This window comes from Shewanella salipaludis (assembly GCF_012911865.1).
GTDB classification, from domain to species: domain Bacteria; phylum Pseudomonadota; class Gammaproteobacteria; order Enterobacterales; family Shewanellaceae; genus Shewanella; species Shewanella salipaludis.
The window spans coordinates 469008-494483 of record NZ_JAAXYH010000001.1 but is presented as its reverse complement, the minus strand read 5'-3'; the positions used below and the strand labels follow the sequence as shown (position 1 = coordinate 494483).

Genomic DNA, 25476 nt, shown 5'->3' with positions numbered 1-25476 from the left:
CGGATTAGCGTGTCGGCACCTTTTGATGTGCGCGCCAACGCTCTGGGTATCAACACTCATATTCGAGAGGTGAAACATGAAATTGGATGCAATCAAATTCGGCTTGGCTTCGGCTATCGCTTTCGCACTGGCCTGGATAGTATGCAGTCTGTTGGTGTGGGCCATGCCAGGGATGATGATGGATATGACGGGCCATATGGTACATGGTGACTGGTCGCAAATGGGCTGGCAGCTGACGTTTACTGGGGTATTCTTAGGCCTGCTTGGCTGGTCCGTGATTGCGGGTCTGTGTGGATGGTTGCTGGCTGCAATCTATAACGCCATCCTCTAGCCATAGCGTCACGACGGAAATAGCCAGCGTCTCCATGAGCTGGGGCGTTTGGCTGGCTGCTACCTGGACCTTGCATACCTGTTGTAAAAGCTGTGAAAGTTGAGGTATGGCATTTGCCAACGCACAGGCAAAATGCCAACAATCACAACAGGGTCAGATCAATAGATCTGCTCGTCATCCGAGTCAATAAACAACTCTATCTTGTGGTGTTGTTCGTCCAGATGCAAACGCATGTGGATGGGATTACAGCAAACGCGGCAGTCATCGTAATAGTCCTGATCGCCATAACTGGCATCTATGTCTATGTGCTGATGATGTCCGCAATGGGGACAACATATGGTTTGGGACATGAATTTCATCTCTGACTCCTGCTAAAGCCGCCAGTCGAATAAGACACAGGGCGTGGCCCTATTGGCTGCCTGCCGCTGTGCGTTGCCCTGATGTCAAACTTTGGCTTTCCCTTTTGCACCTCGCCTGTGTCTAAGTGTAGTGTATTCCATGCCGAATGGCGCCCGGGCCCAAGGCGCTGAGGCATAGCAGGGAGCAACAGACATAAGCTCAGTAGACAGAATTTCAATGGACAGCAAGATAGGCGAGGCGTTTGCCTGGCTGCCACAGGCAGCAGCGGCTTTATCCTGCAAATTAATTCACAGACAAATGGATTTTGTCAGCAGATATTGGAAGGAACACCTTTATTTTACAATTTTTGCAGTGAGCCAGATTCACATCAACCCCAGCGGCTCGACAGCTTAAGCTAAATTCAATGTCCAGACTGAGACTCGGCGCTGGCCAGCTTCATTGACTCGGGCAGGCCGGTATCAAGATGCCCATGGCTCAGACCCCGGGACACTTCCTCAGTCAGCTGCAGTCGCTGTTGCTCCAGGCTGGTTTGCAATTCATGCACCAGAGTCTGGTTATCGAAATCTGACGCCATTGGCGTCGGCGTCGGGCCTTGTGCCAGTCCTGCGATCATTATCAATACCGTTAACATCCCCATGTCCTTCATTAGTTAAAGTCTCAAAAACTGCGCCTAGCTTAGGCAGGAATGATGACGAAAAAATTACCGCCAGACGTCAAAATCATGAATATAATCAAACATCGAATGCCCATTTAGAACGCCACTCCATGACTAATTGGCTTGCACTGCTGACGGCGAGTCACGTAAACTAGGGCGCTGCGGCGCACGGCGGCTAAGACTCCTGTAATGACTTAAAGCCTGCGTTTGCCTTTTATCTTACTTAATCACCATGTGGCCCTGCGTGTGGGTCACCACTGGACAAGGAAATTTCATGCCTGTAATTACACTTCCCGATGGTAGCAAACGCGAGTTTGCCAATCCTGTATCTACTCTCGATGTTGCCGCCGATATCGGTCCCGGTCTGGCGAAAGCCTGTATCGCCGGCCGTGTTAACGGTGAATTGAAAGATGCCAGTGACCTTATCGCCACAGATGCAGAGCTCGCCATCATTACCGCCAAAGACGAAGAAGGTGTTGAAATTCTTCGCCACTCTTGCGCTCACTTATTGGGTCATGCGATCAAGCAGATGTGGCCTGAAACCAAGATGGCGATCGGTCCAATCATAGATAACGGCTTCTATTATGATGTCGATCTCGAGCATAAGCTGACCGATGACGACATAGCGGCATTAGAGCAGCGTATGTTGGATCTGGCCAAGACTAACTATGACGTGGTCAAGCGTGTGGTTAGCTGGCAAGAGGCCAGAGATGCCTTCGCTGCGCGCGGTGAAGACTACAAGATTGCCATTCTGGATGAGAATATCAGTCGGGATGCAACGCCGGCGCTGTATCATCACGAAGAATACACAGACATGTGCCGTGGCCCGCACGTGCCGAATATGCGTTTCTGTCAGAATTTCAAGCTGATGAGCGTGGCCGGTGCCTACTGGCGTGGCAACTCCGAGAATAAGATGCTGCAACGCATCTATGGTACCGCCTGGGCCGACAAGAAGGCCCTGAAGACCCATTTGACTCGTCTGGAAGAAGCGGCCAAACGCGATCACCGTAAAATCGGCAAGCAGCTGGATCTCTATCATATGCAGGAAGAAGCCCCCGGCATGGTGTTCTGGCATAACGATGGCTGGAGCCTATTCCTGGAGCTGGAGAAGTTTATTCGCCGTAAACTCGGCCAATATACCTACCAGGAAGTGAAAGGTCCGCTGATGATGGACCGCGTCTTGTGGGAGCGCTCGGGTCACTGGGATAAATACTCAGAAGCCATGTTCACCACCAACAGCGAAAACCGCGAGTACGCCATCAAGCCGATGAACTGCCCCGGCCATGTGCAGATCTTCAACCAAGGGTTGAAATCTTACCGTGACCTGCCGCTGCGGATGGCCGAATTCGGTTGTTGTCACCGTAACGAGCCTTCGGGTTCACTGCATGGCCTGATGCGAGTGCGCGGTTTTACCCAGGATGATGCCCATATCTTCTGTACCGACGACCAGGTTCAGGACGAAGTCAGCGCCTGCATCCAGATGGTATACGACACCTATGCGACTTTCGGCTTCGAAAACATAGTGGTTAAGCTGTCGACTCGTCCCGAGAAGCGCATAGGTGATGACGCCATGTGGGACAGGGCAGAGGAAGCATTGAAACAAGCCCTGCGTGCCAATGATATCGAATTCGAGATCCTGCCGGGCGAAGGCGCCTTCTACGGCCCCAAGATCGAATTTACTTTGCATGACTGTTTGGACCGTGCCTGGCAATGTGGTACTGTGCAGCTCGACTATGCACTGCCAAGCCGCTTGGGTGCAACTTATGTCGCCGAAGACAACAGCCGTCAAACGCCTGTGATGATCCATAGGGCCATTTTAGGTTCTTTGGAACGTTTCCTCGGTATCTTGATCGAAGAATATGCCGGTCGTTTCCCAACCTGGTTGGCGCCGATGCAAGTCGTGGTGATGAACATTACCGACAAGCAAGCCGATTATGTTGAAGAAGTGGTCAATTTCTTCAAAGAACAAGGTATTCGGGCCTCTAAAGACTTGAGGAATGAGAAAATAGGCTTTAAAATACGCGAGCACACCTTAAGGCGTGTTCCTTATTTGTTGGTCGTTGGCGATCAGGAAATGGAAAATAAGGAAGTAGCGGTGCGTACCCGTGATGGGATAGATTTAGGTAAGATGCGGATCGAAGATTTCGCCACTAAAATCCATCAACAGATTTCGCTCCGTAGTCTCAAATTGTTGGAGGAATAGGTCATAAAGATCAAAAAAACAGCAGGGCGTCAGCCGGCCCCTAATAGAATCAATGAAGAAATAACAGGCGTACCAGAAGTACGTTTAACCGGCATTGATGGTGAAGCTATTGGTGTGGTAAGCATCAAAGATGCTCAGAATTTGGCCGACGAGGCGGGAGTCGATCTCGTTGAAATCAGTCCAAATGCTGAACCTCCAGTCTGTCGTATAATGGACTACGGTAAGTATCTTTTTGATAAGGCGAAAGCCCAGAAAGAACAAAAGAAGAAGCAAAAACAGGTTCAGGTTAAGGAAATCAAATTCCGTCCTGGAACTGACGAAAACGACTATCAGGTAAAACTACGCAACCTGATACGTTTTCTGGAAGACGGGGACAAAGCGAAAATCACGCTGCGTTTCCGAGGTCGCGAAATGGCACACCAAAACCTGGGTATGGCTCTGTTGAACCGTATCAAGGCCGATTTGGAAGAATGTGCGGTTGTTGAATCTTTCCCGAAAATGGAAGGTCGACAAGCAATCATGGTGTTAGCGCCTAAAAAGAAATAGTAGGGCAAACCTAAAGTAGCAAAGGCCACTCGTGGCCTTTGCTCGCCTTACGTTTTATTAATATCCCAATGCGGAGTTTTAGCAAATGCCTAAAATGAAAACAGACAAGGGTGTAGCGAAGCGTTTTAAGAAAACCGCCAATGGTTTCAAGCGTAAGCAAGCACATTTACGTCACATTTTGACCAAGAAAAGCACTAAGCGTAAGCGTCACTTACGTGCAAAATGTTTAGTTGCTAAGTCTGACGTTCCAGCAATCGCGCGTCAGTTACCATACGCTTAATTTAGGAGATTAGAAAATGCCAAGAGTTAAGCGTGGTGTAACCGCTCGTGCTCGTCACAAGAAAGTTTTAAAACTAGCCAAAGGTTATTATGGCGCTCGTAGCCGTACTTACCGTGTTGCTGTTCAGGCAGTAACTAAAGCTGGTCAATATGCTTACCGTGACCGTCGTCAGAAAAAACGTCAATTCCGTCAACTGTGGATTGCACGTATCAACGCAGCGGCTCGTCAAAATGGTCTGTCTTACAGCCGTTTCATCAACGGTCTGAAGAAGGCGTCTATCGAAATTGATCGTAAGATTTTGGCAGACATAGCTGTTTTCGACAAAGTTGTATTCGCAACTTTAGTTGAAAAAGCAAAAGAAGCTTTGAACTAAGAAATTAGTGATGTGCTTTAAAGAAGGGACCGAATGGTCCCTTTTTTTGTGGCCAAAAATGGCGATCGGCAACGGCCATTTGGCAGGGCTAAAAAAATAGCAGGCCAGCGCCTGCTATCGTTAACCATAGGTTCTAGGTATTACTTCTGGGCATCCAGGTAACGTTCGGCATCCAACGCCGCCATACAACCCGTGCCGGCAGAAGTGATGGCCTGACGGTAATGCTGGTCCATCACATCGCCACAGGCGTATACGCCTTCGATGCTGGCTTGAGTCGCATTGCCGTTGAGGCCGCTCTGAACCTTGATATAGCCATGGTTCATATCCAACTGACCCTCGAAGATCCCTGTGTTGGGGCTATGGCCTATGGCCACAAACACCCCGGCGACGTCCAGCTCAGTGATGGCGCCGTCCTTGGTGCTCTTCATCTTGAGTCCCGTCACCCCCATGTTGTCACCCAGCACTTCGTCCAGGGTGTTATCCAGGTGCAGTATGATGTTACCGTTGGCGACCTTGTCCATCAGACGATTGATGAGGATCTTCTCCGAGCGGAAGGTGTCACGACGATGGATGAGATGCACTTCAGAGGCGATGTTGCTCAGGTACAGGGCTTCTTCGACGGCTGTGTTACCGCCGCCTATGACGGCAACCTTTTGGTTGCGATAGAAGAAACCGTCACAGGTAGCGCAGGCAGATACGCCGCGGCCCTTGAATGCTTCTTCCGACTCCAGGCCCAGGTACTTGGCCGAGGCACCCGTGGCTATGATGAGGGCATCACAAGTGTATTCGCCATTATCGCCCTTGAGGCGGAAAGGGCGTTCAGTCAGGGTCACTTCGTTGATGTGATCGAACAGGATTTCTGTGTCAAACTTCTCAGCATGCTTCTGCATACGTTCCATCAGCGCCGGGCCTGTGAGGTCATCGGCATCGCCTGGCCAGTTCTCAACTTCCGTGGTGGTGGTCAACTGACCGCCTTGCTGCATGCCTGTGATCATCACAGGTTTAAGGTTGGCACGGGCAGCATAAACGGCCGCTGTGTAGCCCGCCGGGCCCGAGCCCAAAATTAATAAGTTACTGTGTCTGGCTTGGCTCATCTTGTTTCTCCGCCTTTGCAAATTGCAGCGATTTTAGAGAATTTACCTGTAGGGGTAAAGCGCTGTCTTGTCGTTATTTTAGATTGCTCTAATCGAAAACCCGATCGAAAAAAAGGGAGCTCGAGAGCTCCCTTCACTTGATCTGTATTGGGTTACAGTAGTGCAGTGGGGGCCGTGTAGTCAAGGCTCAGCGCTTCGGCAACTTCTTTACAGGTCAGCTTACCGTGCATCACGTTAAGACCGTTCAGGAGATGCTTGTCGCTCAACAGGGCCGCCTTATAACCTTGGTTCGCCAACTTGATGATGTATGGCAGAGTGGCGTTATTCAGGGCGAAGGTCGAAGTACGGGCAACCGCACCCGGCATGTTAGCCACACAGTAATGCACTACCTCATCGACGATATAGGTAGGATCTTGGTGTGTCGTCGCATGGGAAGTTTCGACACAACCGCCTTGGTCTATGGCCACGTCAACGATGGCGCTGCCTGGCTTCATGCGGCGGATCATTTCCTTGGTCACCAGTTTAGGTGCTGCAGCACCTGGTACCAAGACGCCACCGATAACCAAGTCGGCTTCGATAACGTGACGCTCGATGGCATCGGCAGTCGAGTAGATGGCCTTAACGGCCGAACCGAACTGGACGTTCAGGCGACGCAGTGCGTCTATGCTGCGATCCAGTACTACGACATCTGCGCCCATGCCAACAGCCATTTGCGCCGCGTTGGTGCCCACCATGCCGCCACCTATGATGACAACTTTGGCTGGTTCAACACCCGGGACACCGCCGAGCAACATACCGCGGCCGCCCATGGATTTTTCCAGCGCCATGGCACCGGCCTGGATAGACATACGACCGGCCACTTCAGACATAGGCGCCAACAGGGGCAGGCCGCCACGGTCATCGGTGACTGTTTCATAGGCGATACAAACTGCACCGCTCTTGAGCAAATCTTCAGTTTGGGGTAAATCTGGCGCCAAATGCAGATAAGTAAACAGGATCTGGTCGTGACGCAACATAGCGCGTTCAACTGCCTGGGGCTCCTTTACTTTGACTATCATATCGGCTTTGGCAAACACTTCCGCCGCAGTGGCTAAGATCTGTGCGCCTGCATCGATATAATCCTGGTCGGTAAAACCGATACCAGTGCCTGCATTTGTTTCAACAAAAACCTCATGGCCTTTCAGGGTCAGTTCGCGAACGCTGGAAGGTACCATGCCAACACGGTATTCGTGGTTTTTGATTTCCTTAGGAACACCAATTATCATCTTTCGAGCCTCAGTTGCTTGAAAACCCAGTAAATATGGGCATATTTGTTATTTTATCGTGGCCTGAACGTGATTAATTCAGGGATATCTAGTATAGTATCCCGGATGCAGTTTATGCTGCTGAACTTTCGACATACGAAGAAGAAAATGTTGTTTTAGTAATAAAACAAGGTCAAATATAATGGCATATAATAAAAAGAGTCCTGTAAAAGACTTGGATCGCATCGATCGTAACATTCTTAACGAACTTCAACTTGATGGTCGCATTTCAAATGTCGAATTGTCAAAAAGGGTAGGGCTTAGTCCAACCCCTTGTTTGGAAAGGGTAAAACGACTCGAAAAGCAAGGATACATCAATGGCTACACCGCCTTGGTCAATCCCCATTTCTTGGGCGCATCACTCCTGGTATTCGTCGAGATCACCTTAAGCCGTGATACTCCCGAAGTCTTCGACAAATTTAACCGCGCAGTGCAATTCCTGGACGACATTCAAGAATGTCATCTGGTCTCGGGTGACTTTGACTACTTGCTGAAAACCCGTGTTTCAGACATGTCAGCCTATCGTCGCCTGTTGGGAGAAACACTGTTGAAGTTACCTGCCGTCTCAGACACCCGTACCTATGTCGTCATGGAAGAAGTCAAACAAACCAGCAGGGTCGCTATAAACCAGTTATCAGAAGCCACAAGCGCCTGATAATCAGGTTTATAAATATGGGGCCCTGGGCCCCTTATTTTTTTGTGTTTTTACAGCCTGGCATCCGGGTTATCCGCGCCAATACCCAGACTAAAGAGTGAAAGCATACGGCAGCGGCTTTCGAGGCAAGCGCCGGGAAATCACTGTCTGACAAGCCTTTTAGCGCCCATCCCCCGATCGCAAATTGACTAAAACCCAATTTTCCCGCTTGATACCCCTGATTTGTCGTGAACACAAGTTAATTCGCTGCACATTCACTAAGATTCTGGTATCGTTACGACACCTGTTTTCATCATTTTATGGATTCTTCGTTTGTCTCAGGAAAATAGTGTATCTACGCTCAGCGGACTGCAGCGCCTGCTGGAAGGCGGCCTCATTTTATGTTGCATGGTGGCGACTTATATCCTTTTGGCCCTGACCAGTTTCGATCCTGTCGACCCGGGCTGGAGTCAGTCACACTTTCAAGGCGAGATTAAAAATCTCACTGGGGCCGTCGGTGCCTGGCTGGCCGATGTGTTGCTGTATTTCTTCGGTTTTACTGCCTATCTGATCCCCATGATCACCGCCGCCACCGGCTGGCTCATCTTCAAACGTGCCCATAAGCTACTGGAAATTGACTATTTTTCCGTGGGTTTACGTTTAATAGGTTTCCTCTTGGTGGTGCTCAGCCTGGCGGCGTTGGCGAGCATGAACGCCAACGATATCTACGAGTTCTCCGCCGGCGGAGTTGCCGGAGATGTGATAGGCCAGGCCATGTTGCCTTACTTCAATCAGCTGGGCACAACCTTGCTGCTGCTATGCTTCGTCGGCGCCGGTTTCACCCTGCTGACGGGCATCAGCTGGGTCACAGTCGTCGAGTTGACCGGGTTCGCCGCCATCCGGGGCTTTCGCTTCCTGCGCCGTATCCCGGGTTATTTCAGGCGGCCGGCCGAGACTGAGGATACCCGTGGCTTCATGTCCGTGGTCGATAAATTCCGTCAGCATCGCCATAGCCAAACGCAGGTAGCAGACGGCGGCTATGAGGCGGATGATGAGGTCTATGACGAAGCGGCTGAAACGCAGGACATTCAGGACAGTGCTGACAAGCCCAGATCCGGCATTCGCGAGCTCTTGTCTGTCAACCGCCTGAAGCAGAACCTCAGGATAGAACCCAAGTTGGAACCCAAGCCTGAGTTTAGTCCCGAGTCGGCAACAGGGTCCACGCCTCCCTGGACCGCCCGCGATGAGGGCGCAGATTATGATGACGATGAGGTCATCACAGACATAGATTTCGATACCAAGGCATCGACCGGTGCCGTCAGTCTGGCGCAGCGCAGCAAGCAAGTTGCCAAGCCCCAGGAAACCAAAGCCAAGATAGTCGACGGCATAGTGGTATTGCCCAACCAGGGCGAGCTCCAGAGCCGCAGCGAGCCCATGGAACCTCTGCCGAGCATCAACTTGCTCGACGTGCCGGATCGCAAGAAGAATCCCATCAGCCAGGCCGAGCTGGATCTGGTCGCCCGTTTGGTCGAAACCAAGCTGGCCGATTTTAATATCATAGCCAACGTGGTCGGCGTCTATCCAGGCCCAGTGATCACCCGTTTCGAACTCGAATTGGCCCCCGGGGTGAAGGCGTCCAAGATTTCCAACCTCTCCAAGGATTTGGCCCGCTCTCTGCTGGCCGAGAGTGTGCGGGTGGTCGAAGTGATCCCGGGCAAGGCCTATGTGGGTCTGGAGTTGCCGAACAAGTTCCGTGAAACCGTGTATATGCGTGATGTACTCGACTGCGACGCCTTCACCGAGAATAAGTCGAATCTGACCATGGTGTTGGGGCAGGACATTTCCGGCGATCCCGTGGTGGTCGACCTCGGCAAGATGCCGCACCTCTTGGTGGCGGGTACCACGGGCTCGGGCAAGTCGGTCGGGGTCAACGTGATGATCACCAGCCTGCTGTATAAGTCCGGCCCGGAAGATGTGCGCTTCATCATGATAGATCCCAAGATGCTGGAGCTGTCTGTGTACGAAGGCATTCCCCATCTTCTGTGTGAAGTGGTGACCGACATGAAGGAAGCCGCCAATGCACTGCGTTGGTGTGTGGGGGAGATGGAGCGGCGCTACAAGCTGATGTCGGCGCTCGGTGTGCGTAACCTCAAGGGCTACAATGCGAAAATCGCCGAGGCCAAGGCCCGCGGCGAAGCCATACTGGATCCGCTGTGGAAGTCTTCGGACAGCATGGAGCCGGAAGCCCCAGAGCTGGACAAACTGCCATCGATAGTGGTGGTGGTCGATGAGTTTGCCGACATGATGATGATCGTCGGCAAGAAGGTCGAAGAGCTCATCGCCCGTATCGCCCAGAAGGCCCGTGCCGCCGGCATACATCTGATCCTGGCGACCCAGAGACCTTCGGTGGATGTGATCACCGGCCTCATCAAGGCCAACATTCCCACCCGCATGGCCTTCCAGGTATCCTCACGGATAGACTCTCGCACCATATTGGATCAACAGGGTGCCGAGACACTGCTGGGCATGGGCGACATGCTCTACCTGCCGCCGGGCACCAGTGTTCCCACCCGGGTGCATGGCGCCTTCATCGACGACCATGAAGTGCATAAGGTCGTCGCCGACTGGCATGCCCGCGGCAAGCCCCAGTACATAGAGGATATATTGCAGGGAGCCAACGATGGCGAGCAAGTGCTGTTGCCGGGTGAAGCCGCCGAAGGGGACGATGAGTTGGACCCCCTCTACGACGAGGCCGTCGCCTTCGTCACCGAGACCCGCAGAGGCTCGATTTCCAGCGTGCAGCGTAAATTCAAGATAGGCTATAACAGGGCGGCCCGTATCATAGAGCAGATGGAAATGCAGGGCATAGTCAGCTCCCAGGGGCACAACGGTAACCGTGAAGTGCTGGCACCGCCGCCACCTAAAAATTTTTAACGACTGAGGTTGAGAGTGACTAAATTATTCAAAGCATTAGTATTCGCAATTCCCCTTATGACCCAGACATACGTCTGGGCCGACGATGCCGAGCTGCTCAGAGCCAGGCTGACGGATATGTCCTCCCTGCGGGCCGAGTTCCAGCAGACGGTAATGGACGTCAATCAGAAGCTGATCCAACAGGGCAGCGGTGTGTTCGCCCTGGCTTATCCCAACCAGTTTTACTGGCACCTGACGGCCCCGGATGAGTCTTTGATCGTCGCCGATGGCACAGAACTGTGGATCTATAATCCCTTCGCCGAAGAAGTCACTCTGATGGACATGGATCAGGCGATACAGGCTTCGCCCATCGCCTTGCTGGTACACAGGGATGCGCAAACCTGGGCGCAATATGATGTCAGCCGTGACGTGTCTGACGATGATCCGGCCCACGAGTGTTTCGCCATTCGTCCCAAGGCGACCGATACCAGTGTGCAGGCGGTCAACCTGTGTTTCGAGGCCAAGTTGTTGACGGATTTTCGTATCGAGGATGAACAGGGCAACCTGAGCCGTTTCCGGCTCAGCGAGCAACGTCCCATGCAAGACAGCGAGATGGCGCTATTCCACTTCAGTGCGCCGGCGGATGTCGACATAGACGATCAACGCCGGAACCCCGAGGTTCAGGTAAAGCAGTGAGCAGCTTAAGTTTCGATTTTGCCCCCGACTTTCGTCCCCTGGCCGCAAGAATGCGCCCCAGGGTATTGGAGGAATACATAGGCCAGGCCCATTTGCTTGGCCAGGGACAACCCTTGCGCCAGGCGCTCGAGGCCGGCCGGGCGCACTCCATGTTGCTGTGGGGACCTCCTGGTACCGGCAAGACCACACTGGCGGAATTGGTGGCCCATTATGCCAATGCCCATGTCGAACGCATCTCGGCGGTCAGCTCCGGGGTGAAAGAAATACGCGCGGCGATTGAGCAGGCCAAAGCCGTGGCCCAATCCCGCGGACAGCGCACCTTGCTGTTCGTCGACGAGGTCCACAGGTTTAACAAGAGCCAACAGGACGCCTTTCTGCCCTTCATCGAAGACGGCACGGTGATCTTCGTTGGCGCCACCACGGAAAACCCCTCGTTCGAGCTCAACAACGCCTTGTTATCCAGGGCGCGGGTCTATCTGATTAAACGCCTGGGTAAGGACGAGATCACCCGGATAGTGGCCCAGGCCTTGGCCGATGCCGATCGGGGACTGGGCCAGCGCTGCCTGTCCATGCCGGGGGAGGTGAGCGAAAAACTCGCTAAGTTATGCGATGGCGATGCGCGCAAGGCGCTCAACCTCATCGAGCTGATGAGTGACATGCTGCCCGATGGCGGCGAGTTCGAGGTTAGCCACCTGTCCCAGGTGGCCGGCCATCAACTGGCGGGCTTCGATAAGAATGGCGATCAGTTCTACGATCTGATCTCGGCGGTGCATAAGTCCATCCGCGGCTCGGCGCCGGACGCCGCCCTGTACTGGTATTGCCGCATTCTCGAAGGCGGCGGCGATCCCCTGTATGTCGCCCGACGCCTGCTGGCCATCGCCTCGGAAGATGTCGGCAACGCAGATCCCGCCGCCATGACCATAGCCCTCAACGCCTGGGATTGTTTCCATCGAGTCGGCCCGGCCGAAGGCGAGCGGGCCATAGCCCAGGCCATCGTCTATCTCGCCAGTGCCCCCAAGAGCAATGCCGTGTATACCGCCTTCAAGGCCGCCCGCGCCCTGGCGCGGGAAACGGGTCAGGAAGCCGTGCCGCTGCACCTGCGCAACGCGCCGACCAAGTTGATGCAGGAGCTGGGCATGGGAGAGGGCTACCGTTATGCCCACGATGAACCCCATGCCTATGCCAGTGGTGAAAACTATTTTCCACCTGCGCTGCAGGAGGCGCGTTTCTACTATCCGACCGAGCGCGGTTTCGAGAAGCGTATCAGGGATAAATTGGCACAATTGGCGCAGTGGGACAGCGACAGCGAGACAAAACGTTATGATTAATTTGCTTTTTGTCGCGCTTGGCGGTTCGATCGGTGCGGTTTTGCGCTATCTTGTTTCAATATTGATGTTTCAGCTATTTGGCAGTGGTTTTCCTTTTGGTACACTGTTGGTCAATATCTTAGGCTCATTTTCAATGGGCATGATTTATGCCTTGGGGCAGGCAACACATGTCAGCCCGGAATTGAAAGCCTTAGTCGGTGTCGGCCTGCTCGGTGCCCTGACGACGTTTTCCACTTTCTCCAACGAGACCTTGCTGCTGATGCAGGAGGGCCAGTTGTTGAAAGCGATTATGAATGTAGTGCTTAACCTGAGTCTGTGTCTATTCATGGTGTACTTGGGTCAACAACTGATTTTTTCGCGCCTTTAACCATAAAGAATATAAAACATGTTAGATCCTAAATACTTACGTAACGAACTCGAAGCCACGGCCGCCCGACTTGCCAGCCGGGGCTTTACTCTCGATGTTGAACGCTTGCAGAAGCTGGAAGAGCAGCGTAAATCGCTGCAAGTCACCACCGAAGAATTGCAGGCCTCGCGCAACGCCATCTCCAAGTCCATAGGTCAGGCGAAGGCCCGCGGCGAAGACGTTGCCGCCATCATGGCCCAGGTCGGGGATCTCGGTTCACAGCTGGACGCCAAGAAGCACGAACTGGCGGCGCTGCTGGAAGAGATCAACGCCATCGCCATGAGCATGCCCAACCTGCCGGACGAGTCGGCGCCACTGGGTGCAGACGAGAACGACAATGTCGAAGTGCGCCGCTGGGGCACGCCGCGCAGCTTCGATTTCGAGGTGAAAGATCATCTGGATCTCGGCGAGGCCCTGCAAGGTTTGGACTTCAAGAGTGCGGTGAAGATCACCGGCTCGCGTTTCATCGTGATGAAAGGCCAGATTGCCCGCCTGAACCGTGCCATAGGCCAGTTCATGCTGGATCTGCATACAGAGCAGCATGGATACCGGGAAACTTATGTGCCCCTGTTAGTCAATGCCGACAGCCTGTTGGGCACGGGTCAGCTTCCCAAGTTCGGTGAAGATCTCTTCCACACCCAACCCGCTACCGAAGAGGGTCAGGGCCTGAGCCTGATCCCGACCGCCGAAGTGCCGCTGACCAACCTGGTACGCGACACCATAGTGGATGAAGACGAACTGCCGATAAAAATGACCGCGCTGACCGCCTGTTTCCGCAGCGAAGCCGGCTCATATGGTAAAGACACCCGGGGTCTGATACGTCAACACCAGTTCGACAAGGTGGAACTGGTGCAACTGGTTAAGCCCGAAGATTCCATGGCCGCCCTGGACGCCTTGACCGGTCACGCAGAGAAAGTGCTGCAGCTGCTCGGCCTGCCTTACCGCACAGTGATCTTATGCACGGGCGACATGGGCTTCGGTGCCAGCAAGACGTTCGATATTGAGGTCTGGTTGCCGGCGCAGAATACCTACAGGGAAATCTCCTCCTGTTCCAACATGAAAGATTTCCAGGCCCGCAGAATGCAGGCGCGGTATCGCAACAAGGCGGATAACAAGCCGGCCTTGCTCCATACCCTCAACGGTTCGGGTCTGGCGGTCGGCCGCACCCTGGTGGCCATACTGGAAAACTATCAGAATGCCGACGGCAGCATCACAGTGCCAGAGGTACTGCGTCCTTACATGGGCGGCATCGATAAGATCGGCTAAGGAGTTGATTGATATTCGATGGACAAGGGTCAGCGTTATCTTCGCTGGCTTTCCTATGTCGTCATCATAAGCCTGTTTTCAGGGGTCATGTTGACGACCTTAGGCAAAGCGCTCTGGCTGGTGCTGCAACACCTCTACTAAAAAAGCGCCGACACGAGTTCGGCGCTTTTTTTATCTCAATTTGCCTTGCCTGCCGCCGTTGCCTGACCCATGGAGATCAGGGCTAGAGGCACTTGGCCGGTTTCGGCAGGCCGGCAATCTTGGTCGCTTGTTTCGCCGGACCGATAGGGAACAGGGTGTAGAGGTATTTGGAGTTGCCCTTATCCGGCCCCAATGCCTGGCCCAGCGCCTTGACCAACACACGGATCGCCGGGCTGGTCTTGTATTCCAGGTAGAAGTTACGCACGAAATGTATCACTTCCCAATGGGCCGGGGTGAGCTCTATGTCTTCGGCCGCCGCAATAACCTCGGCAACTTGTTCATTCCAGTCGGCAACATTCTTCAGGTAACCCTGGGGATCCGTGGCTATCTGTTTGCCTTGATATTCGATATAACTCTCTGTATGACTCACCAGCTGATCACCTTGGTATGACTGAGTGACAGATCGACGAAGTCGGCATAGTCTATCTGCGTAAAATCCTTCAACAGCTCGCCCAGGCCGCGGGCCTGCACATCCTGTTGCAGCAACATGAGCTTGAAGGGTGACAGCGCCATGGCCCACTGACGTTGCAACAGGGCAGTGACGCCATTGCCCGCCAGCAGAATAGTGTCTTCCTTGCGGGCATAACGCAGGCATAGCTTGAGCGCGCTGTCGTTATTCGGGGACGTTTGAATATGGTGGAGTATCATCAGAAGACCAGGACCTCATCTGCCTGAGCCAAATGGCCGGCTATTTGCTCGTGATTGAACACAGTCACAGGAATGGACAGCAGACCTGCGCTCAAGCCCAATTCAGCCAGAGACTGCTTGCACACAAGCACTGTCTCGACATCATACAGGGGCAGGGCCTTGAAGGTGGCTATGTAGTCCTTGGCGCCTATGAGTTCGGGCTGCTGCTGTTTCAACAGGTTCAGAACACCTTCGTCCATGAAGATCAAGCTCACTTCCTGCTCGAAGCTGGCGCTGAGCAGCGCCAGATCCAGTCCCTCACGGCCATGGGCGGTGCCATGGGGAGCGCGGCGAAACACTATGCATAATTTCTTCATACTAGAAACTCACCACTCTGTCGGCCTGTTCTATGCCTGTCACCAGCTCGCCCAGTCCGCCCATGACGAAGGGCGACGCCAGGTTCCAGTGTTCCCTGGCATTCTCGCGGGCATCCTGCTCGGAGAGAATGCCGCGCCTGAGCGCCGCCGAGACGCAATTGACCAGTTCGAGCCCCGTGTCATTGGCCAGTTCGGTCCAGGCCCGGGTCAGGTCAAACTCATCCGAAGCCGGGCAGTTGAGTGCATTGCTGTTAAACACGCCGTCCTGGTAGAAAAACACCCGGATGACGCTGTGGCCCTGCGCCTGCGCCGCCTTGGTGAAGCGATAGGCATTCATACTCGCGGCCGAGCCATAGGCGGGCGAGTTCACCTGCACGATAAATTTACTCATGGCAACACTCTTGGACTTTCTGTCATAAACACTCTGCCTTGAAATCTGGGGGCATGAAATCATCTGCCATAAAAAATGGCCCTCAAGCGGGCCATTTTAGCGCAAATTTAGTGATTTGGGATCAATCATCACCGCCTATGCCCATCAAGTGCAGGATACTGATGAACAGGTTGAGGAAGTCCAGATACAGGGAGATGGTTGCACGGATATAATTGGTCTCGCCACCGTTAACTATGCGGCTGGTATCGAACAGGATGAAGGCGGTCATCAGCAACGCCACGCCGGCATTGATGGCCATGAACACCACGCCACTGCCGATGAATAAGTTAAGCACGGCGGCGGCGATAACCACTATCAGGCCGGCGAACAGGAAACCGCGCAGGAAAGAGAAGTCTTTCTTGGTGGTTAAGGCATAGGCCGACAGGGCAACGAAGATCACCGAGGTCAATCCCAGCGCCTGCATTATCAGTGCCGGGCCATTGGCCATGCCGGCATAATGATTGAGGATATACCCCAAAGAGGCGCCTTCCATACCGGTAAAGGCAAACACCCAGAAAATACCTGCGGCAGATTCTGCCTTGCGCAAGGTCACGAATAGCAGCACCAGGCCACCGATAGACAGGCCCAGCGACATCATGGGGCTGATCTGCAGTGCCATGGCGAGGCCGGCACACAGGGCGGAAAAGGCCAGTGTCATGGACAGCAACATATAAGTATTTTTCAGCAGCTTGTTCACTTCCAGTGTGGACGCGCGGCCGGCATAAAGTGTTTCTTGGGTCATGATTCTCTCCGTTGACACAGCTAAGGTTGACAGCCGGGAAGCCGCCATGGATTTGATCCAATGGCTCAACGCACCCTCGGCTAGATACAGACTCGATAATACCCGAGTACGCATGCTTGTTAAAGCGCCGCCATTAATTTCAGTCAGTTAATATGCTTTAAGCCAGCCACTCACGATGCAACTTGTCGGTATCGCCCAGGTAGTCGAGCACCCAGGCCAGTGCCGGTGACATCTTGTCGGCATTCCAGGCCAGGCAGCAGGGACTGACGGCGAGTGGTCGTTCCAGCTGTTTTTCCACCAGGGCGCCGGCCTTGATGAAAGCGCTCGCCAGATGAGCCGGCATATAGCCGACACCCAGGCCTTCACGGAAGCAGTTTATCGCGCGGATCCAGTCGGGTACCACCAAGCGGCGTTGATTGTCCAGCAACCAGGTGAGCCGCTTGGGGATCTCCCGCGAGGTGTCTTCCAGGCAGATGGAAGGGAAGGGCCGCAGTTCATCGTCCGTCAGCGGCCTGTCTATCTCTGCCAGGGGATGGTGCTTGCTGACCAGGAAGGCCCACTCTATCTCGCCCATGTCCTTATACTGGTACACGCCACCCACGGGGATGGCGGTGGTCGCACCTATGGCGACATCGCTGCGGCCCGTGGCCAGGGCCTCCCACACGCCGTTAAACACTTCTATGCGTATGATGAGCTCTATGTCCTGGAAGTGACGGTAGAAATCGGCGATCAGCACGCTGATACGATCCGCCCGCACTATGTTATCCAGGGCGATGGACAGGGTTGGTTGCCAGCCGTTGGCGACTCTCTGGGTGCCGCGCTTGATCTCATCCAAATGTTGCAGCACGGCACGGGACTCCCTGACGAAGTGTTCACCGGCCGGGGTCAGGCTGACGCTGCGATGATGGCGGATGAAGAGCATCACCCCCAGTTCTTCCTCTATCTGTTTGATCGCATAGCTGACGGCCGAAGGCACCTTATGCAGCTTGTTCGCCGCCGCGGTGAAACTGCCGACCCGGGCAACTATGTCTATGAGTTCCAGTGCTTGTTCTGAGAGCATATGCCGCCTTCCATTGCCATGAGAATATTTGATTGCAGTCATCAAAAATAAACGTTTCCCATGGCTTTGGCAAGTTATTAGACTGCAGAGCTATTTTGCCAAACCAGCACTCTTGCTGCCGAATTTAACGAGCGATACCGTAATGAATATGAAATTTTTTATCTTTCTCTGCTACCTGGCATTGCTGAGCATGCTGGGATTCATTGCTACAGACATGTATTTACCAGCATTCAAAGCAATTGAAGGCACATTCGATGCCAGCCCGTCACAAGTGGCCATGTCCCTGACTTGCTTCCTGGCGGGGCTGGCTATCGGCCAGTTGCTCTATGGTCCCCTGGTGCATAGATTCGGGAAGCGCACCGCTCTGATCGGCGGTTTAGTCCTGTTTGCCCTGGCCAGCCTGGCGATTGCCAACAGCGAATCCATCCTCATGCTCAACCTGGGTCGCTTCTTCCAGGCACTCGGCGCCTGCAGCGCCGCCGTCATCTGGCAAGCCATAGTGATAGAGCAGTATGATGCCGACAAGGCTCAGGGGATCTTCAGCAACATAATGCCACTGGTGGCCCTATCGCCGGCACTGGCCCCGATCGTCGGTGCCAGCATATTGAATGCCTTCGATTGGCGCAGCATCTTCATCGCCCTGTGTGCCATCGCCCTCCTGCTGGTGCTCTTGACCTGGTATCTGGTGCCCGCACGCAAGGCGCACCATGGGGAGAAACCCGCGAGTGTCGGCTACCTGCAGATGCTGGCAAACCGCGCCTATCTCGGCAATGTGATCATCTTCGGTGCCTGTTCGGCGGCCTTCTTCGCCTACCTGACCCTCTGGCCCATAGTGATGGAACAGCATGGCTATCAGGCGACTGAAATCGGCCTGAGCTTCATCCCCCAGACCATAATGTTCATCGTCGGTGGCTACGCCAGCAAATCTCTGATCAAGCGGATCGGTGCCGACAAGACCCTGAGCATACTCCTGGCCATCTTCGGCAGCTGTGTTGCCGCCATAGTGATTTTTACCCTGTTGCTGCCGACGGCAAGCATTTTCCCGCTGCTGATCGCCTTCTCTGTATTGGCCGCCGCCAACGGCGCTACTTATCCTATCGTGGTCAACAATGCGCTGCAGCAATTTACTCAGTCTGCCGCCAAGGCCGCCGGGTTACAAAACTTCCTGCAGATCAGCATCGCCTTCGGCGCCTCCAGTCTGGTCGCCGTCTGGGCAGAGCAGGGCGAACGCACCATAGGCCTGGGGATCTTGGGTTGTGCCTTGTTGGTGTTGCTGGGTTTCATGCTCAAAGAGAAGGCTAAAAGTGTCGCCAATCTGCCGCTACAGGGCTGCAGCGCCGACCTGGGTGCCTGACAAACCAGGCTAAGGGGGCGCCTATTGCACATAAGTTAAGCAGTCGGCGCCGATTTATAAAATACTGCTTTACAGTGGCGCGCCTTACTTATAATATGCGCCTCGTTCGGAGGGGTGGCAGAGTGGTTGAATGCACCGGTCTTGAAAACCGGCATGGGTTTATAGCCCATCCAGGGTTCAAATCCCTGCTCCTCCGCCATATTCAACGAGAAAGGCCGTCAGCAATGACGGCCTTTTTTGTATGTGAATCTTAAAGCAGACCTTAAAGCAGGCATGGGTTTATAGCACCTTCATGCAGGCTTTAAATCCTGCTGCTCCGCCATATTCAACGACTGTATTCAACGAGAAGGGCCGTCAGCAATGACGGCCCTTCTCGTATGCGAACCTCAAGGCCCAAGAGCCAGGGCCACCAGCAGGGCGCCTCTCTGCGTTTGAAACCTGGCAGGCGAGATCTGCGAGCCGGCATATAAAGACCCGATAACCAATGTCTTATACGAAAGCAGCGCTTTCCTCAGTATGGGTCCATGGCTGCCATGCGTTTAGTCTCCTGCCGCAACCGGCCGGTCTGTGAGTCTGTACATCGACTGTTACACTCACTTTGTCGACAATATCCCGGGTTTATACTTGACCAATCGCCAATATGCGCCTACATTGTCGACAACCTTGTTAATTAAATGATGAACTTCCGTATGACATTTGCGAGTGAACAGCCGGTTACCGCGGCGGACAAGACCTTTATTCAGCTGCGAACCGATATTGTCGAAGGTGTCATCCAGGCGGGAACCAAGCTGAGCGAAACCGAGTTGTCGACAAAATATGCCGTCAGCCGCGCCATCATTCGCGAAGCCATCAATCGCCTGGCGTCCTGCCGCATAGTGGAACGCAAGGCCAATATCGGCGCCAGGGTCGTGGCCTTGACGCCCGAGGGGTTGGATCAGCTGTATCAGGTGCGGGAATCCCTGGAAGGCATGGCGGCGAGACTCGCGGCCCAAAACATGACGGATCAGGAAATTGCCGATCTCAATAGCCTGCTCAGTTCCCATTTCGATGAAGTGAAAACCGGCGAGTCCTACTATCAAGAGGCGGGTGACGTCGACTTCCACTATCGCATCATTCTCGGCAGCAAGAACAGTCACCTCATTTCCCTGTTATTCGATGGCATCTACCATCTGGTGCGCATGTACCGGGTACAGCTGGGAATGGCTGGGCCCAGGGTCACCACGGCATTCGATGAACATAAACACATAGTGCAGGCCATTTCCAACCGGGATGCCGAACTGGCAGAAATGTTGATGCGGCGGCACATCTGGTATTCGAAGAGCAATATCGAAAGAAAGTTAGTTAACTAGCGGGCTAGCCCCAATCCCCAAATCACCGACAGAAGAGAGGAATATATGAGCGCAGGCAAGAAATTCCGTCAGGCATTGGCCGACAACAAGCCGTTACAGATCCTTGGCACCATAAACGCATACACGGCCATGATGGCCAAGCAAATAGGTCACAAGGCCATCTATTTATCCGGTGGCGGGGTCGCCAACGCCTCCTACGGCCTGCCGGATCTGGGCATGACCTCGCTCAACGATGTCTTGGTTGACGTGCAGCGCATTACCTCTGCCTGTGATCTGCCGCTGATGGTCGACATAGACACAGGTTGGGGCGGGGCATTCAACATCGCCAAGGCCATACGCGACATGGAGAAAGCCGGCGCCGCCGCGGTGCACCTGGAAGATCAGGTGGCTCAGAAGCGCTGCGGCCATAGACCCAACAAGGAAATCGTTTCTGTCGAGGAGATGGTCGACCGTATCAAGGCGGCCGTCGATGCCCGTACGGATCCCGATTTCTTCATCATGGCCCGTACCGATGCCTTCGCCCAGGAAGGCCTGGACGCCGCCATAGCACGCGCCAAGGCCTATGTTGCCGCCGGTGCCGACGGTATCTTCGCCGAAGCTGTGCAAACCGAAGAGCACTACCGCGCCTTTGCCGAGGCGTTGAATGTGCCCATCCTGGCCAACATCACAGAATTCGGCCAGACGGAGCTGTGGAATACTAAGCAGTTGGGCGAGTGGGGCGTTGACATGGTGCTCTACCCCCTGAGCGCCTTTCGCGCCATGAATAAGGCCGCCGAAACTGTCTATAAGGCTATCCTTGAAAACGGTGATCAAAAAGCCGTGCTCGATAGCATGCAAACAAGAATGGAACTCTACGATTACCTGGGTTACCACGAGTATGAGCGCAAACTCGACAGCCTGTTTGCCGAAGGCAAGAACAAGTAGCCTGACACTAAAGCGTCACGACAAACTATTAGCTTAAAAATCCCTACGCCCGGGTTTTCTGAACCCGGGCCCAGAAACAAGAAAAGGAATGCATTATGGTAGATAAGAAACTCAGTGGTGCCGGTCTTCGTGGCCAGAGCGCCGGTGAAACGGCCCTGTGTACCGTAGGTAAATCCGGCTCAGGCCTGACCTATCGTGGTTACGACGTGTCGGATCTGGCCGACAACGCCAGCTTCGAAGAAGTGGCCTATCTGCTGTTCAACGGCGAATTGCCCAATCAGGCACAATTGACTGCCTACAAGACAGAACTCAAGGCCCAGCGCGACTTGCCACAGGCGTTGAAAGAGGTGCTCAAACTCATTCCCGCCAGCGCCCATCCCATGGATGTGATGCGTACCGGTTGTTCCTTCCTGGGGAACCTGGAGCCGGAAACCGACTTCGCCATGCAAAACCAGGCGGCCAACCGTCTGTTGGCCGCCTTCCCGGCGATCATGTGTTACTGGTATCGCTTCAGCCATGACGGCGTCGAAATCGACTGCAACACGGATGAAGATTCCTTGGGCGGCCACTTCCTGACGCTGCTCAATGGCGTGACGCCATCGGATCTGCACCGCAGAGTGATGGACGTGTCGCTGATCTTGTACGCAGAGCACGAGTTCAATGCCTCCACCTTCACCGCCAGGGTATGCGCCTCGACCCTGTCCGACATGTTCTCCTGCGTCACGGGTGCCATAGGCTCCTTGCGTGGCCCGCTGCATGGCGGCGCCAACGAGGCGGCCATGGACATGATCCAGAAGTTCGACTCGCCCGAGGATGCCAAGGTACAGATGGCCGGCATGCTGGAGCGCAAGGAGAAGATCATGGGCTTCGGTCACGCCATCTACCGCGAGTCGGATCCCCGCAACGTGATCATCAAGGCCTGGTCCGAGAAGCTGGCCAAGGAATTCGGCAACACCTCCCTGTATGACATCTCGGTCGCCTGTGAAGAGTTCATGTGGGATGCCAAGAAGCTGTTCTGTAACGCCGACTTCTTCCACGCCAGCGCCTATCACTTCATGGGTATTCCCACCAAGCTGTTCACCCCCATCTTCGTGTGTTCACGGGTGACAGGCTGGTCGGCCCACGTGATGGAGCAACGTGCCAACAACCGCATCATACGTCCGAGCGCCGACTATATTGGCCCAGAGCCAAGAAAAGTCGTCCCAATAGGCGCCAGATAGTCGCCAAAGCGCTGGACAGACCCAGAGATGCGACTATGAGTGCCGGCTCAGGACGGGTAGCCCAAGGCTGCCCGTCCTTGCACGTACAGCCATGACCCATGGCGCATTTCCCGAACCTATTCTGTGGATGAGTTTATGAATACCGAATACCGCAAGGCCTTACCCGGCACTGAGCTGGATTACTTCGATACCCGCGCCGCGGTCGATGCCATCAAGCCGGGCGCCTACGCTGGCCTGCCTTATACCTCAAGGGTGCTGGCGGAGAACCTGGTGCGCCGCTGCGATCCCGCCATGCTTAAGCCTGCGCTGGAGCAGCTGATAGAGCGCAGGCGCGACCTGGACTTCCCCTGGTTCCCGGCCCGCGTCGTGTGTCACGACATCCTTGGCCAGACGGCCTTGGTGGATCTCGCCGGTCTGCGCGACGCCATCGCCGGCAAGGGCGGCGATCCGTCCCAGGTCAACCCCGTGGTGCCGACCCAGCTGATCGTCGATCACTCGCTGGCGGTGGAACACGGCGGCTTCGAGGCGGACGCCTTCGAGAAGAACCGCGCCATAGAAGACAGACGCAACGAAGACAGATTTCATTTCATCAACTGGACCAAGACGGCGTTCAAGAATGTCGACGTGATCCAGCCGGGCAACGGCATAATGCACCAGATCAACCTGGAGAAGATGTCGCCGGTGATCCATGCCCAGAAGGATGAGAACGGCCGTGGCATCGCCTTCCCGGATACTCTGGTGGGCACAGACAGCCACACACCACACGTGGATGCGCTCGGCGTCATCGCAGTCGGTGTCGGCGGCCTGGAAGCCGAGAGTGTGATGCTGGGCCGCGCCTCCTACATGCGCCTGCCGGACATCATAGGGGTCGAGCTCACGGGCAAGCCGCAACCCGGGATCACCGCAACCGACATAGTGCTGGCACTGACAGAATACCTGCGCGCCCAGAAGGTAGTATCTTCCTATCTGGAGTTCTTCGGCGAGGGCGCCGCCCACCTGACTCTGGGCGATCGGGCCACCATCTCCAACATGACGCCTGAATACGGCGCCACCGCGGCCATGTTCTACATAGACAAGCAGACCATAGACTATCTGCGCCTCACCGGTCGTGACGACAAGCAGGTCAAGCTGGTTGAGACCTATGCCAAGGAGGCGGGCCTGTGGGCCGACAGCCTGAAACACGCCGAATACGAACGCACTCTGAGCTTCGACTTGTCAAGCGTGGTGCGCACCATAGCGGGACCGTCCAACCCTCACGCCAGGGTACCTACCAGTGAGCTTGCCGCGCGCGGCATCTCGGGTGTGGTGGAGAACGAGCCCGGCCTGATGCCGGACGGCGCCTGCATCATAGCCGCCATCACCAGCTGCACCAACACCAGCAACCCGCGCAACGTGATTGCCGCCGCCCTGCTGGCGCGCAACGCCAATGCCAAAGGTCTCACCCGCAAGCCCTGGGTCAAGACCTCCCTGGCCCCCGGCTCCAAGGCGGTGCAGCTGTATCTGGAAGAGTCCAAGCTGCTGCCTGAGCTGGAACAGCTGGGCTTTGGCATAGTGGGTTTCGCCTGCACTACCTGTAACGGCATGAGCGGCGCCCTGGATCCTGCCATACAAAAAGAAGTGGTCGAGCGCGACTTGTATGCCACCGCCGTGCTGTCCGGTAACCGCAACTTCGACGGCCGCATCCATCCCTATGCCAAGCAGGCCTTCCTGGCCTCGCCGCCATTGGTAGTGGCCTACGCCATCGCAGGCACCATAAGGTTCGACATAGAAAAAGACGTGCTGGGCCTGGATAAAGAAGGCAATCCAGTGACCCTCAAGGACATCTGGCCAGACGATGCCGAGATAGATGCTGTGATCGAGAGCAGCGTCAAGCCGGAGCAGTTCCGCAAGGTGTACGAGCCCATGTTCAACCTGAGCGTCGACTATGGCGACAAGGTCAATCCGCTGTACGACTGGCGTCCACAGAGCACTTACATTCGCCGTCCGCCCTACTGGGAAGGGGCACTGGCAGGTGAGCGCACCATGAAGGGCATGCGCCCGCTGGCGGTACTGGGTGACAACATCACCACAGATCATTTGTCGCCATCGAACGCCATCATGCTCGACAGCGCCGCCGGTGAATACCTGCACAAGATGGGCCTGCCGGAGGAAGACTTCAACTCCTACGCCACCCACAGGGGCGATCACCTGACGGCCCAGCGTGCCACCTTCGCCAACCCCAAGCTGTTCAACGAGATGGTGCGTAAAGACGACGGCAGCGTGCGCCAGGGATCCCTGGCGCGTATCGAGCCAGAGGGCAAGGTAGTGCGCATGTGGGAAGCCATAGAGACCTACATGGAGCGCAAGCAGCCGCTCATCATCATAGCCGGCGCCGATTATGGCCAGGGTTCCAGCCGTGACTGGGCCGCCAAGGGCGTGCGTCTGGCCGGGGTGGAAGTGATAGTCGCCGAAGGCTTTGAGCGCATTCACAGAACCAACCTGGTGGGCATGGGCGTGTTGCCGTTGGAGTTCAAGCCCGGAGTCAATCGCAACACCCTGGAAATCGATGGCACCGAGACTTTCGATGTCGAAGGCAAGCCGACGCCGGGTGCCACATTGACACTGGTTATCCATCGCCAAAACGGTGAGCGTGTCGAAGTGAGCGTGACCTGTCGCCTGGATACCGCCGAGGAAGTGTCTATCTATGACGCCGGCGGCGTGTTGCAGCGTTTCGCCCAGGACTTCCTCGAGGCCAACGGTCAATAGACACTAGTGTCAATAAGCGTCACTCAATGACAGTGACAAGGACATTGGCGGTATAGGG

The 25476-nt window shown here is 54.9% G+C and carries 28 protein-coding genes and 1 tRNA gene; 19 read left to right on the top strand and 10 right to left on the bottom strand.

Annotation, left to right across the window (positions count from 1 at the left end):
• Window positions 1-76: 76 nt before the first annotated feature.
• On the top strand, window positions 77-331 hold the full coding sequence (locus HC757_RS02180) for a DUF5676 family membrane protein (RefSeq protein ID WP_169562645.1): 255 nt from the start codon (window positions 77-79) through the stop codon (window positions 329-331).
• A 158-nt stretch (window positions 332-489) separates the two neighbouring features.
• On the opposite strand, the gene HC757_RS02175 is transcribed toward HC757_RS02180, so the two are convergent.
• Window positions 490-690, bottom strand: a complete 201-nt coding sequence (locus HC757_RS02175; RefSeq protein ID WP_169562643.1) for a CPXCG motif-containing cysteine-rich protein — start codon at window positions 688-690, stop codon at window positions 490-492.
• A gap of 217 nt (window positions 691-907) precedes the next feature.
• On the opposite strand from HC757_RS02175, the gene HC757_RS02170 reads away from it, so the two are divergent.
• Entirely contained in the window at window positions 908-1084 is a 177-nt protein-coding gene (locus HC757_RS02170; RefSeq protein WP_169562641.1) for a hypothetical protein, read from the top strand.
• Between the two features lie 7 nt (window positions 1085-1091).
• Here HC757_RS02170 and HC757_RS02165 read toward each other — a convergent pair whose 3' ends face one another.
• Window positions 1092-1322 (bottom strand): hypothetical protein, encoded by a 231-nt coding sequence (locus HC757_RS02165; RefSeq protein WP_169562640.1) that lies wholly within the window; start codon window positions 1320-1322, stop codon window positions 1092-1094.
• A 298-nt stretch (window positions 1323-1620) separates the two neighbouring features.
• Here HC757_RS02165 and thrS point away from each other — a divergent pair, with 298 nt between their 5' ends.
• From thrS to rplT, 4 genes are all read left to right on the top strand, one after another.
• Complete coding sequence (thrS, locus tag HC757_RS02160) at window positions 1621-3549, top strand: threonine--tRNA ligase (RefSeq protein ID WP_169562638.1); 1929 nt, start codon at window positions 1621-1623, stop codon at window positions 3547-3549.
• Between the two features lie 3 nt (window positions 3550-3552).
• Entirely contained in the window at window positions 3553-4095 is a 543-nt protein-coding gene (gene infC, locus HC757_RS02155; protein ID WP_169562812.1) for a translation initiation factor IF-3, read from the top strand.
• Window positions 4096-4180: 85 nt separating this feature from the next.
• Window positions 4181-4375, top strand: a complete 195-nt coding sequence (gene rpmI, locus HC757_RS02150; protein ID WP_011496149.1) for a 50S ribosomal protein L35 — start codon at window positions 4181-4183, stop codon at window positions 4373-4375.
• Between the two features lie 16 nt (window positions 4376-4391).
• Window positions 4392-4748, top strand: a complete 357-nt coding sequence (gene rplT, locus HC757_RS02145; protein ID WP_006081652.1) for a 50S ribosomal protein L20 — start codon at window positions 4392-4394, stop codon at window positions 4746-4748.
• 140 nt (window positions 4749-4888) lie between these two features.
• Here the strand turns inward: rplT and trxB are convergent, their stop codons facing one another.
• Together trxB and ald are read right to left on the bottom strand one after the other, a co-directional pair.
• The gene (trxB, locus tag HC757_RS02140) at window positions 4889-5842 is read right to left on the bottom strand and encodes a thioredoxin-disulfide reductase (protein ID WP_169562636.1); all 954 of its coding nucleotides are present in this window, start codon (window positions 5840-5842) and stop codon (window positions 4889-4891) included.
• 152 nt (window positions 5843-5994) lie between these two features.
• Window positions 5995-7107: an alanine dehydrogenase gene (gene ald / locus HC757_RS02135; RefSeq protein ID WP_169562635.1), complete on the bottom strand. Its 1113-nt coding sequence runs from the start codon at window positions 7105-7107 to the stop codon at window positions 5995-5997.
• Window positions 7108-7288: 181 nt separating this feature from the next.
• On the opposite strand from ald, the gene lrp reads away from it, so the two are divergent.
• The 7 genes from lrp to HC757_RS19100 all read left to right on the top strand — a co-directional run bounded on the left by lrp (window position 7289) and on the right by HC757_RS19100 (window position 14530).
• The gene (gene lrp, locus HC757_RS02130; RefSeq protein WP_169562633.1) at window positions 7289-7801 is read left to right on the top strand and encodes a leucine-responsive transcriptional regulator Lrp; all 513 of its coding nucleotides are present in this window, start codon (window positions 7289-7291) and stop codon (window positions 7799-7801) included.
• A gap of 312 nt (window positions 7802-8113) precedes the next feature.
• Window positions 8114-10714 (top strand): DNA translocase FtsK, encoded by a 2601-nt coding sequence (locus HC757_RS02125; RefSeq protein ID WP_169562631.1) that lies wholly within the window; start codon window positions 8114-8116, stop codon window positions 10712-10714.
• A gap of 15 nt (window positions 10715-10729) precedes the next feature.
• A complete protein-coding gene (lolA, locus tag HC757_RS02120; RefSeq protein ID WP_425313939.1) occupies window positions 10730-11389 on the top strand; it encodes an outer membrane lipoprotein periplasmic chaperone LolA in 660 nt (219 codons plus the stop codon).
• On the top strand, window positions 11386-12717 hold the full coding sequence (locus HC757_RS02115; RefSeq protein ID WP_169562627.1) for an AAA family ATPase: 1332 nt from the start codon (window positions 11386-11388) through the stop codon (window positions 12715-12717). The genes lolA and HC757_RS02115 overlap by 4 nt, the downstream gene beginning before the upstream one ends.
• Window positions 12710-13084, top strand: a complete 375-nt coding sequence (gene crcB / locus HC757_RS02110; RefSeq protein WP_169562625.1) for a fluoride efflux transporter CrcB — start codon at window positions 12710-12712, stop codon at window positions 13082-13084. The genes HC757_RS02115 and crcB overlap by 8 nt, the downstream gene beginning before the upstream one ends.
• An 18-nt stretch (window positions 13085-13102) precedes the next feature.
• Window positions 13103-14389, top strand: a complete 1287-nt coding sequence (gene serS / locus HC757_RS02105; protein WP_169562623.1) for a serine--tRNA ligase — start codon at window positions 13103-13105, stop codon at window positions 14387-14389.
• Window positions 14390-14407: 18 nt separating this feature from the next.
• Window positions 14408-14530, top strand: a complete 123-nt coding sequence (locus tag HC757_RS19100) for a hypothetical protein (RefSeq protein WP_280520970.1) — start codon at window positions 14408-14410, stop codon at window positions 14528-14530.
• A gap of 82 nt (window positions 14531-14612) precedes the next feature.
• Here the strand turns inward: HC757_RS19100 and HC757_RS02100 are convergent, their stop codons facing one another.
• The 6 genes from HC757_RS02100 to punR form a co-directional block, all read right to left on the bottom strand.
• Window positions 14613-14960, bottom strand: a complete 348-nt coding sequence (locus HC757_RS02100; RefSeq protein ID WP_169562621.1) for a TusE/DsrC/DsvC family sulfur relay protein — start codon at window positions 14958-14960, stop codon at window positions 14613-14615.
• Complete coding sequence (gene tusB / locus HC757_RS02095; RefSeq protein ID WP_169562619.1) at window positions 14957-15238, bottom strand: sulfurtransferase complex subunit TusB; 282 nt, start codon at window positions 15236-15238, stop codon at window positions 14957-14959. Before tusB ends, HC757_RS02100 begins: the two co-directional genes overlap by 4 nt.
• On the bottom strand, window positions 15238-15594 hold the full coding sequence (gene tusC / locus HC757_RS02090; RefSeq protein WP_169562617.1) for a sulfurtransferase complex subunit TusC: 357 nt from the start codon (window positions 15592-15594) through the stop codon (window positions 15238-15240). The genes tusB and tusC overlap by 1 nt, the downstream gene beginning before the upstream one ends.
• Before the next feature lies 1 nt (window position 15595).
• The gene (gene tusD, locus HC757_RS02085) at window positions 15596-15985 is read right to left on the bottom strand and encodes a sulfurtransferase complex subunit TusD (protein WP_169562616.1); all 390 of its coding nucleotides are present in this window, start codon (window positions 15983-15985) and stop codon (window positions 15596-15598) included.
• A gap of 121 nt (window positions 15986-16106) precedes the next feature.
• Window positions 16107-16766 carry a Bax inhibitor-1/YccA family protein gene (locus HC757_RS02080; RefSeq protein ID WP_169562614.1) on the bottom strand — a complete coding sequence of 220 codons (660 nt, stop codon included), beginning with the start codon at window positions 16764-16766 and terminating at the stop codon, window positions 16107-16109.
• A 157-nt stretch (window positions 16767-16923) separates the two neighbouring features.
• Complete coding sequence (punR, locus tag HC757_RS02075; protein ID WP_169562612.1) at window positions 16924-17826, bottom strand: DNA-binding transcriptional activator PunR; 903 nt, start codon at window positions 17824-17826, stop codon at window positions 16924-16926.
• 142 nt (window positions 17827-17968) lie between these two features.
• Here punR and punC point away from each other — a divergent pair, with 142 nt between their 5' ends.
• From punC to acnD, 6 genes are all read left to right on the top strand, one after another.
• Window positions 17969-19180 (top strand): purine nucleoside transporter PunC, encoded by a 1212-nt coding sequence (punC, locus tag HC757_RS02070; RefSeq protein WP_244623001.1) that lies wholly within the window; start codon window positions 17969-17971, stop codon window positions 19178-19180.
• Window positions 19181-19288: 108 nt separating this feature from the next.
• A tRNA-Ser gene (locus HC757_RS02065) sits at window positions 19289-19379 on the top strand.
• 490 nt (window positions 19380-19869) lie between these two features.
• The gene (locus tag HC757_RS02060) at window positions 19870-20529 is read left to right on the top strand and encodes a GntR family transcriptional regulator (RefSeq protein WP_169562610.1); all 660 of its coding nucleotides are present in this window, start codon (window positions 19870-19872) and stop codon (window positions 20527-20529) included.
• 45 nt (window positions 20530-20574) lie between these two features.
• Window positions 20575-21453, top strand: a complete 879-nt coding sequence (prpB, locus tag HC757_RS02055) for a methylisocitrate lyase (protein ID WP_169562608.1) — start codon at window positions 20575-20577, stop codon at window positions 21451-21453.
• Between the two features lie 95 nt (window positions 21454-21548).
• Window positions 21549-22673, top strand: a complete 1125-nt coding sequence (gene prpC, locus HC757_RS02050; RefSeq protein ID WP_169562606.1) for a bifunctional 2-methylcitrate synthase/citrate synthase — start codon at window positions 21549-21551, stop codon at window positions 22671-22673.
• A 135-nt stretch (window positions 22674-22808) separates the two neighbouring features.
• The gene (gene acnD, locus HC757_RS02045) at window positions 22809-25418 is read left to right on the top strand and encodes a Fe/S-dependent 2-methylisocitrate dehydratase AcnD (RefSeq protein ID WP_169562605.1); all 2610 of its coding nucleotides are present in this window, start codon (window positions 22809-22811) and stop codon (window positions 25416-25418) included.
• Window positions 25419-25476 lie beyond the last annotated feature (58 nt).

Coding starts and splice junctions, on each gene's coding strand:
- thrS (WP_169562638.1), top strand. CDS start 1,621: ATGCCTGTAATTACACTTCCCGATGGTAGCAAACGCGAGTTTGCCAAT.
- lrp (WP_169562633.1), top strand. CDS start 7,289: ATGGCATATAATAAAAAGAGTCCTGTAAAAGACTTGGATCGCATCGAT.
- rplT (WP_006081652.1), top strand. CDS start 4,392: ATGCCAAGAGTTAAGCGTGGTGTAACCGCTCGTGCTCGTCACAAGAAA.
- acnD (WP_169562605.1), top strand. CDS start 22,809: ATGAATACCGAATACCGCAAGGCCTTACCCGGCACTGAGCTGGATTAC.
- trxB (WP_169562636.1), bottom strand. CDS start 5,842: ATGAGCCAAGCCAGACACAGTAACTTATTAATTTTGGGCTCGGGCCCG.
- tusC (WP_169562617.1), bottom strand. CDS start 15,594: ATGAAGAAATTATGCATAGTGTTTCGCCGCGCTCCCCATGGCACCGCC.
- HC757_RS19100 (WP_280520970.1), top strand. CDS start 14,408: ATGGACAAGGGTCAGCGTTATCTTCGCTGGCTTTCCTATGTCGTCATC.
- HC757_RS02165 (WP_169562640.1), bottom strand. CDS start 1,322: ATGTTAACGGTATTGATAATGATCGCAGGACTGGCACAAGGCCCGACG.
- tusD (WP_169562616.1), bottom strand. CDS start 15,985: ATGAGTAAATTTATCGTGCAGGTGAACTCGCCCGCCTATGGCTCGGCC.
- HC757_RS02175 (WP_169562643.1), bottom strand. CDS start 690: ATGAAATTCATGTCCCAAACCATATGTTGTCCCCATTGCGGACATCAT.
- punC (WP_244623001.1), top strand. CDS start 17,969: ATGAATATGAAATTTTTTATCTTTCTCTGCTACCTGGCATTGCTGAGC.
- rpmI (WP_011496149.1), top strand. CDS start 4,181: ATGCCTAAAATGAAAACAGACAAGGGTGTAGCGAAGCGTTTTAAGAAA.
- prpC (WP_169562606.1), top strand. CDS start 21,549: ATGGTAGATAAGAAACTCAGTGGTGCCGGTCTTCGTGGCCAGAGCGCC.
- HC757_RS02080 (WP_169562614.1), bottom strand. CDS start 16,766: ATGACCCAAGAAACACTTTATGCCGGCCGCGCGTCCACACTGGAAGTG.
- serS (WP_169562623.1), top strand. CDS start 13,103: ATGTTAGATCCTAAATACTTACGTAACGAACTCGAAGCCACGGCCGCC.
- HC757_RS02060 (WP_169562610.1), top strand. CDS start 19,870: ATGACATTTGCGAGTGAACAGCCGGTTACCGCGGCGGACAAGACCTTT.
- prpB (WP_169562608.1), top strand. CDS start 20,575: ATGAGCGCAGGCAAGAAATTCCGTCAGGCATTGGCCGACAACAAGCCG.
- tusB (WP_169562619.1), bottom strand. CDS start 15,238: ATGATACTCCACCATATTCAAACGTCCCCGAATAACGACAGCGCGCTC.
- punR (WP_169562612.1), bottom strand. CDS start 17,826: ATGCTCTCAGAACAAGCACTGGAACTCATAGACATAGTTGCCCGGGTC.
- ald (WP_169562635.1), bottom strand. CDS start 7,107: ATGATAATTGGTGTTCCTAAGGAAATCAAAAACCACGAATACCGTGTT.
- HC757_RS02170 (WP_169562641.1), top strand. CDS start 908: ATGGACAGCAAGATAGGCGAGGCGTTTGCCTGGCTGCCACAGGCAGCA.
- crcB (WP_169562625.1), top strand. CDS start 12,710: ATGATTAATTTGCTTTTTGTCGCGCTTGGCGGTTCGATCGGTGCGGTT.
- HC757_RS02180 (WP_169562645.1), top strand. CDS start 77: ATGAAATTGGATGCAATCAAATTCGGCTTGGCTTCGGCTATCGCTTTC.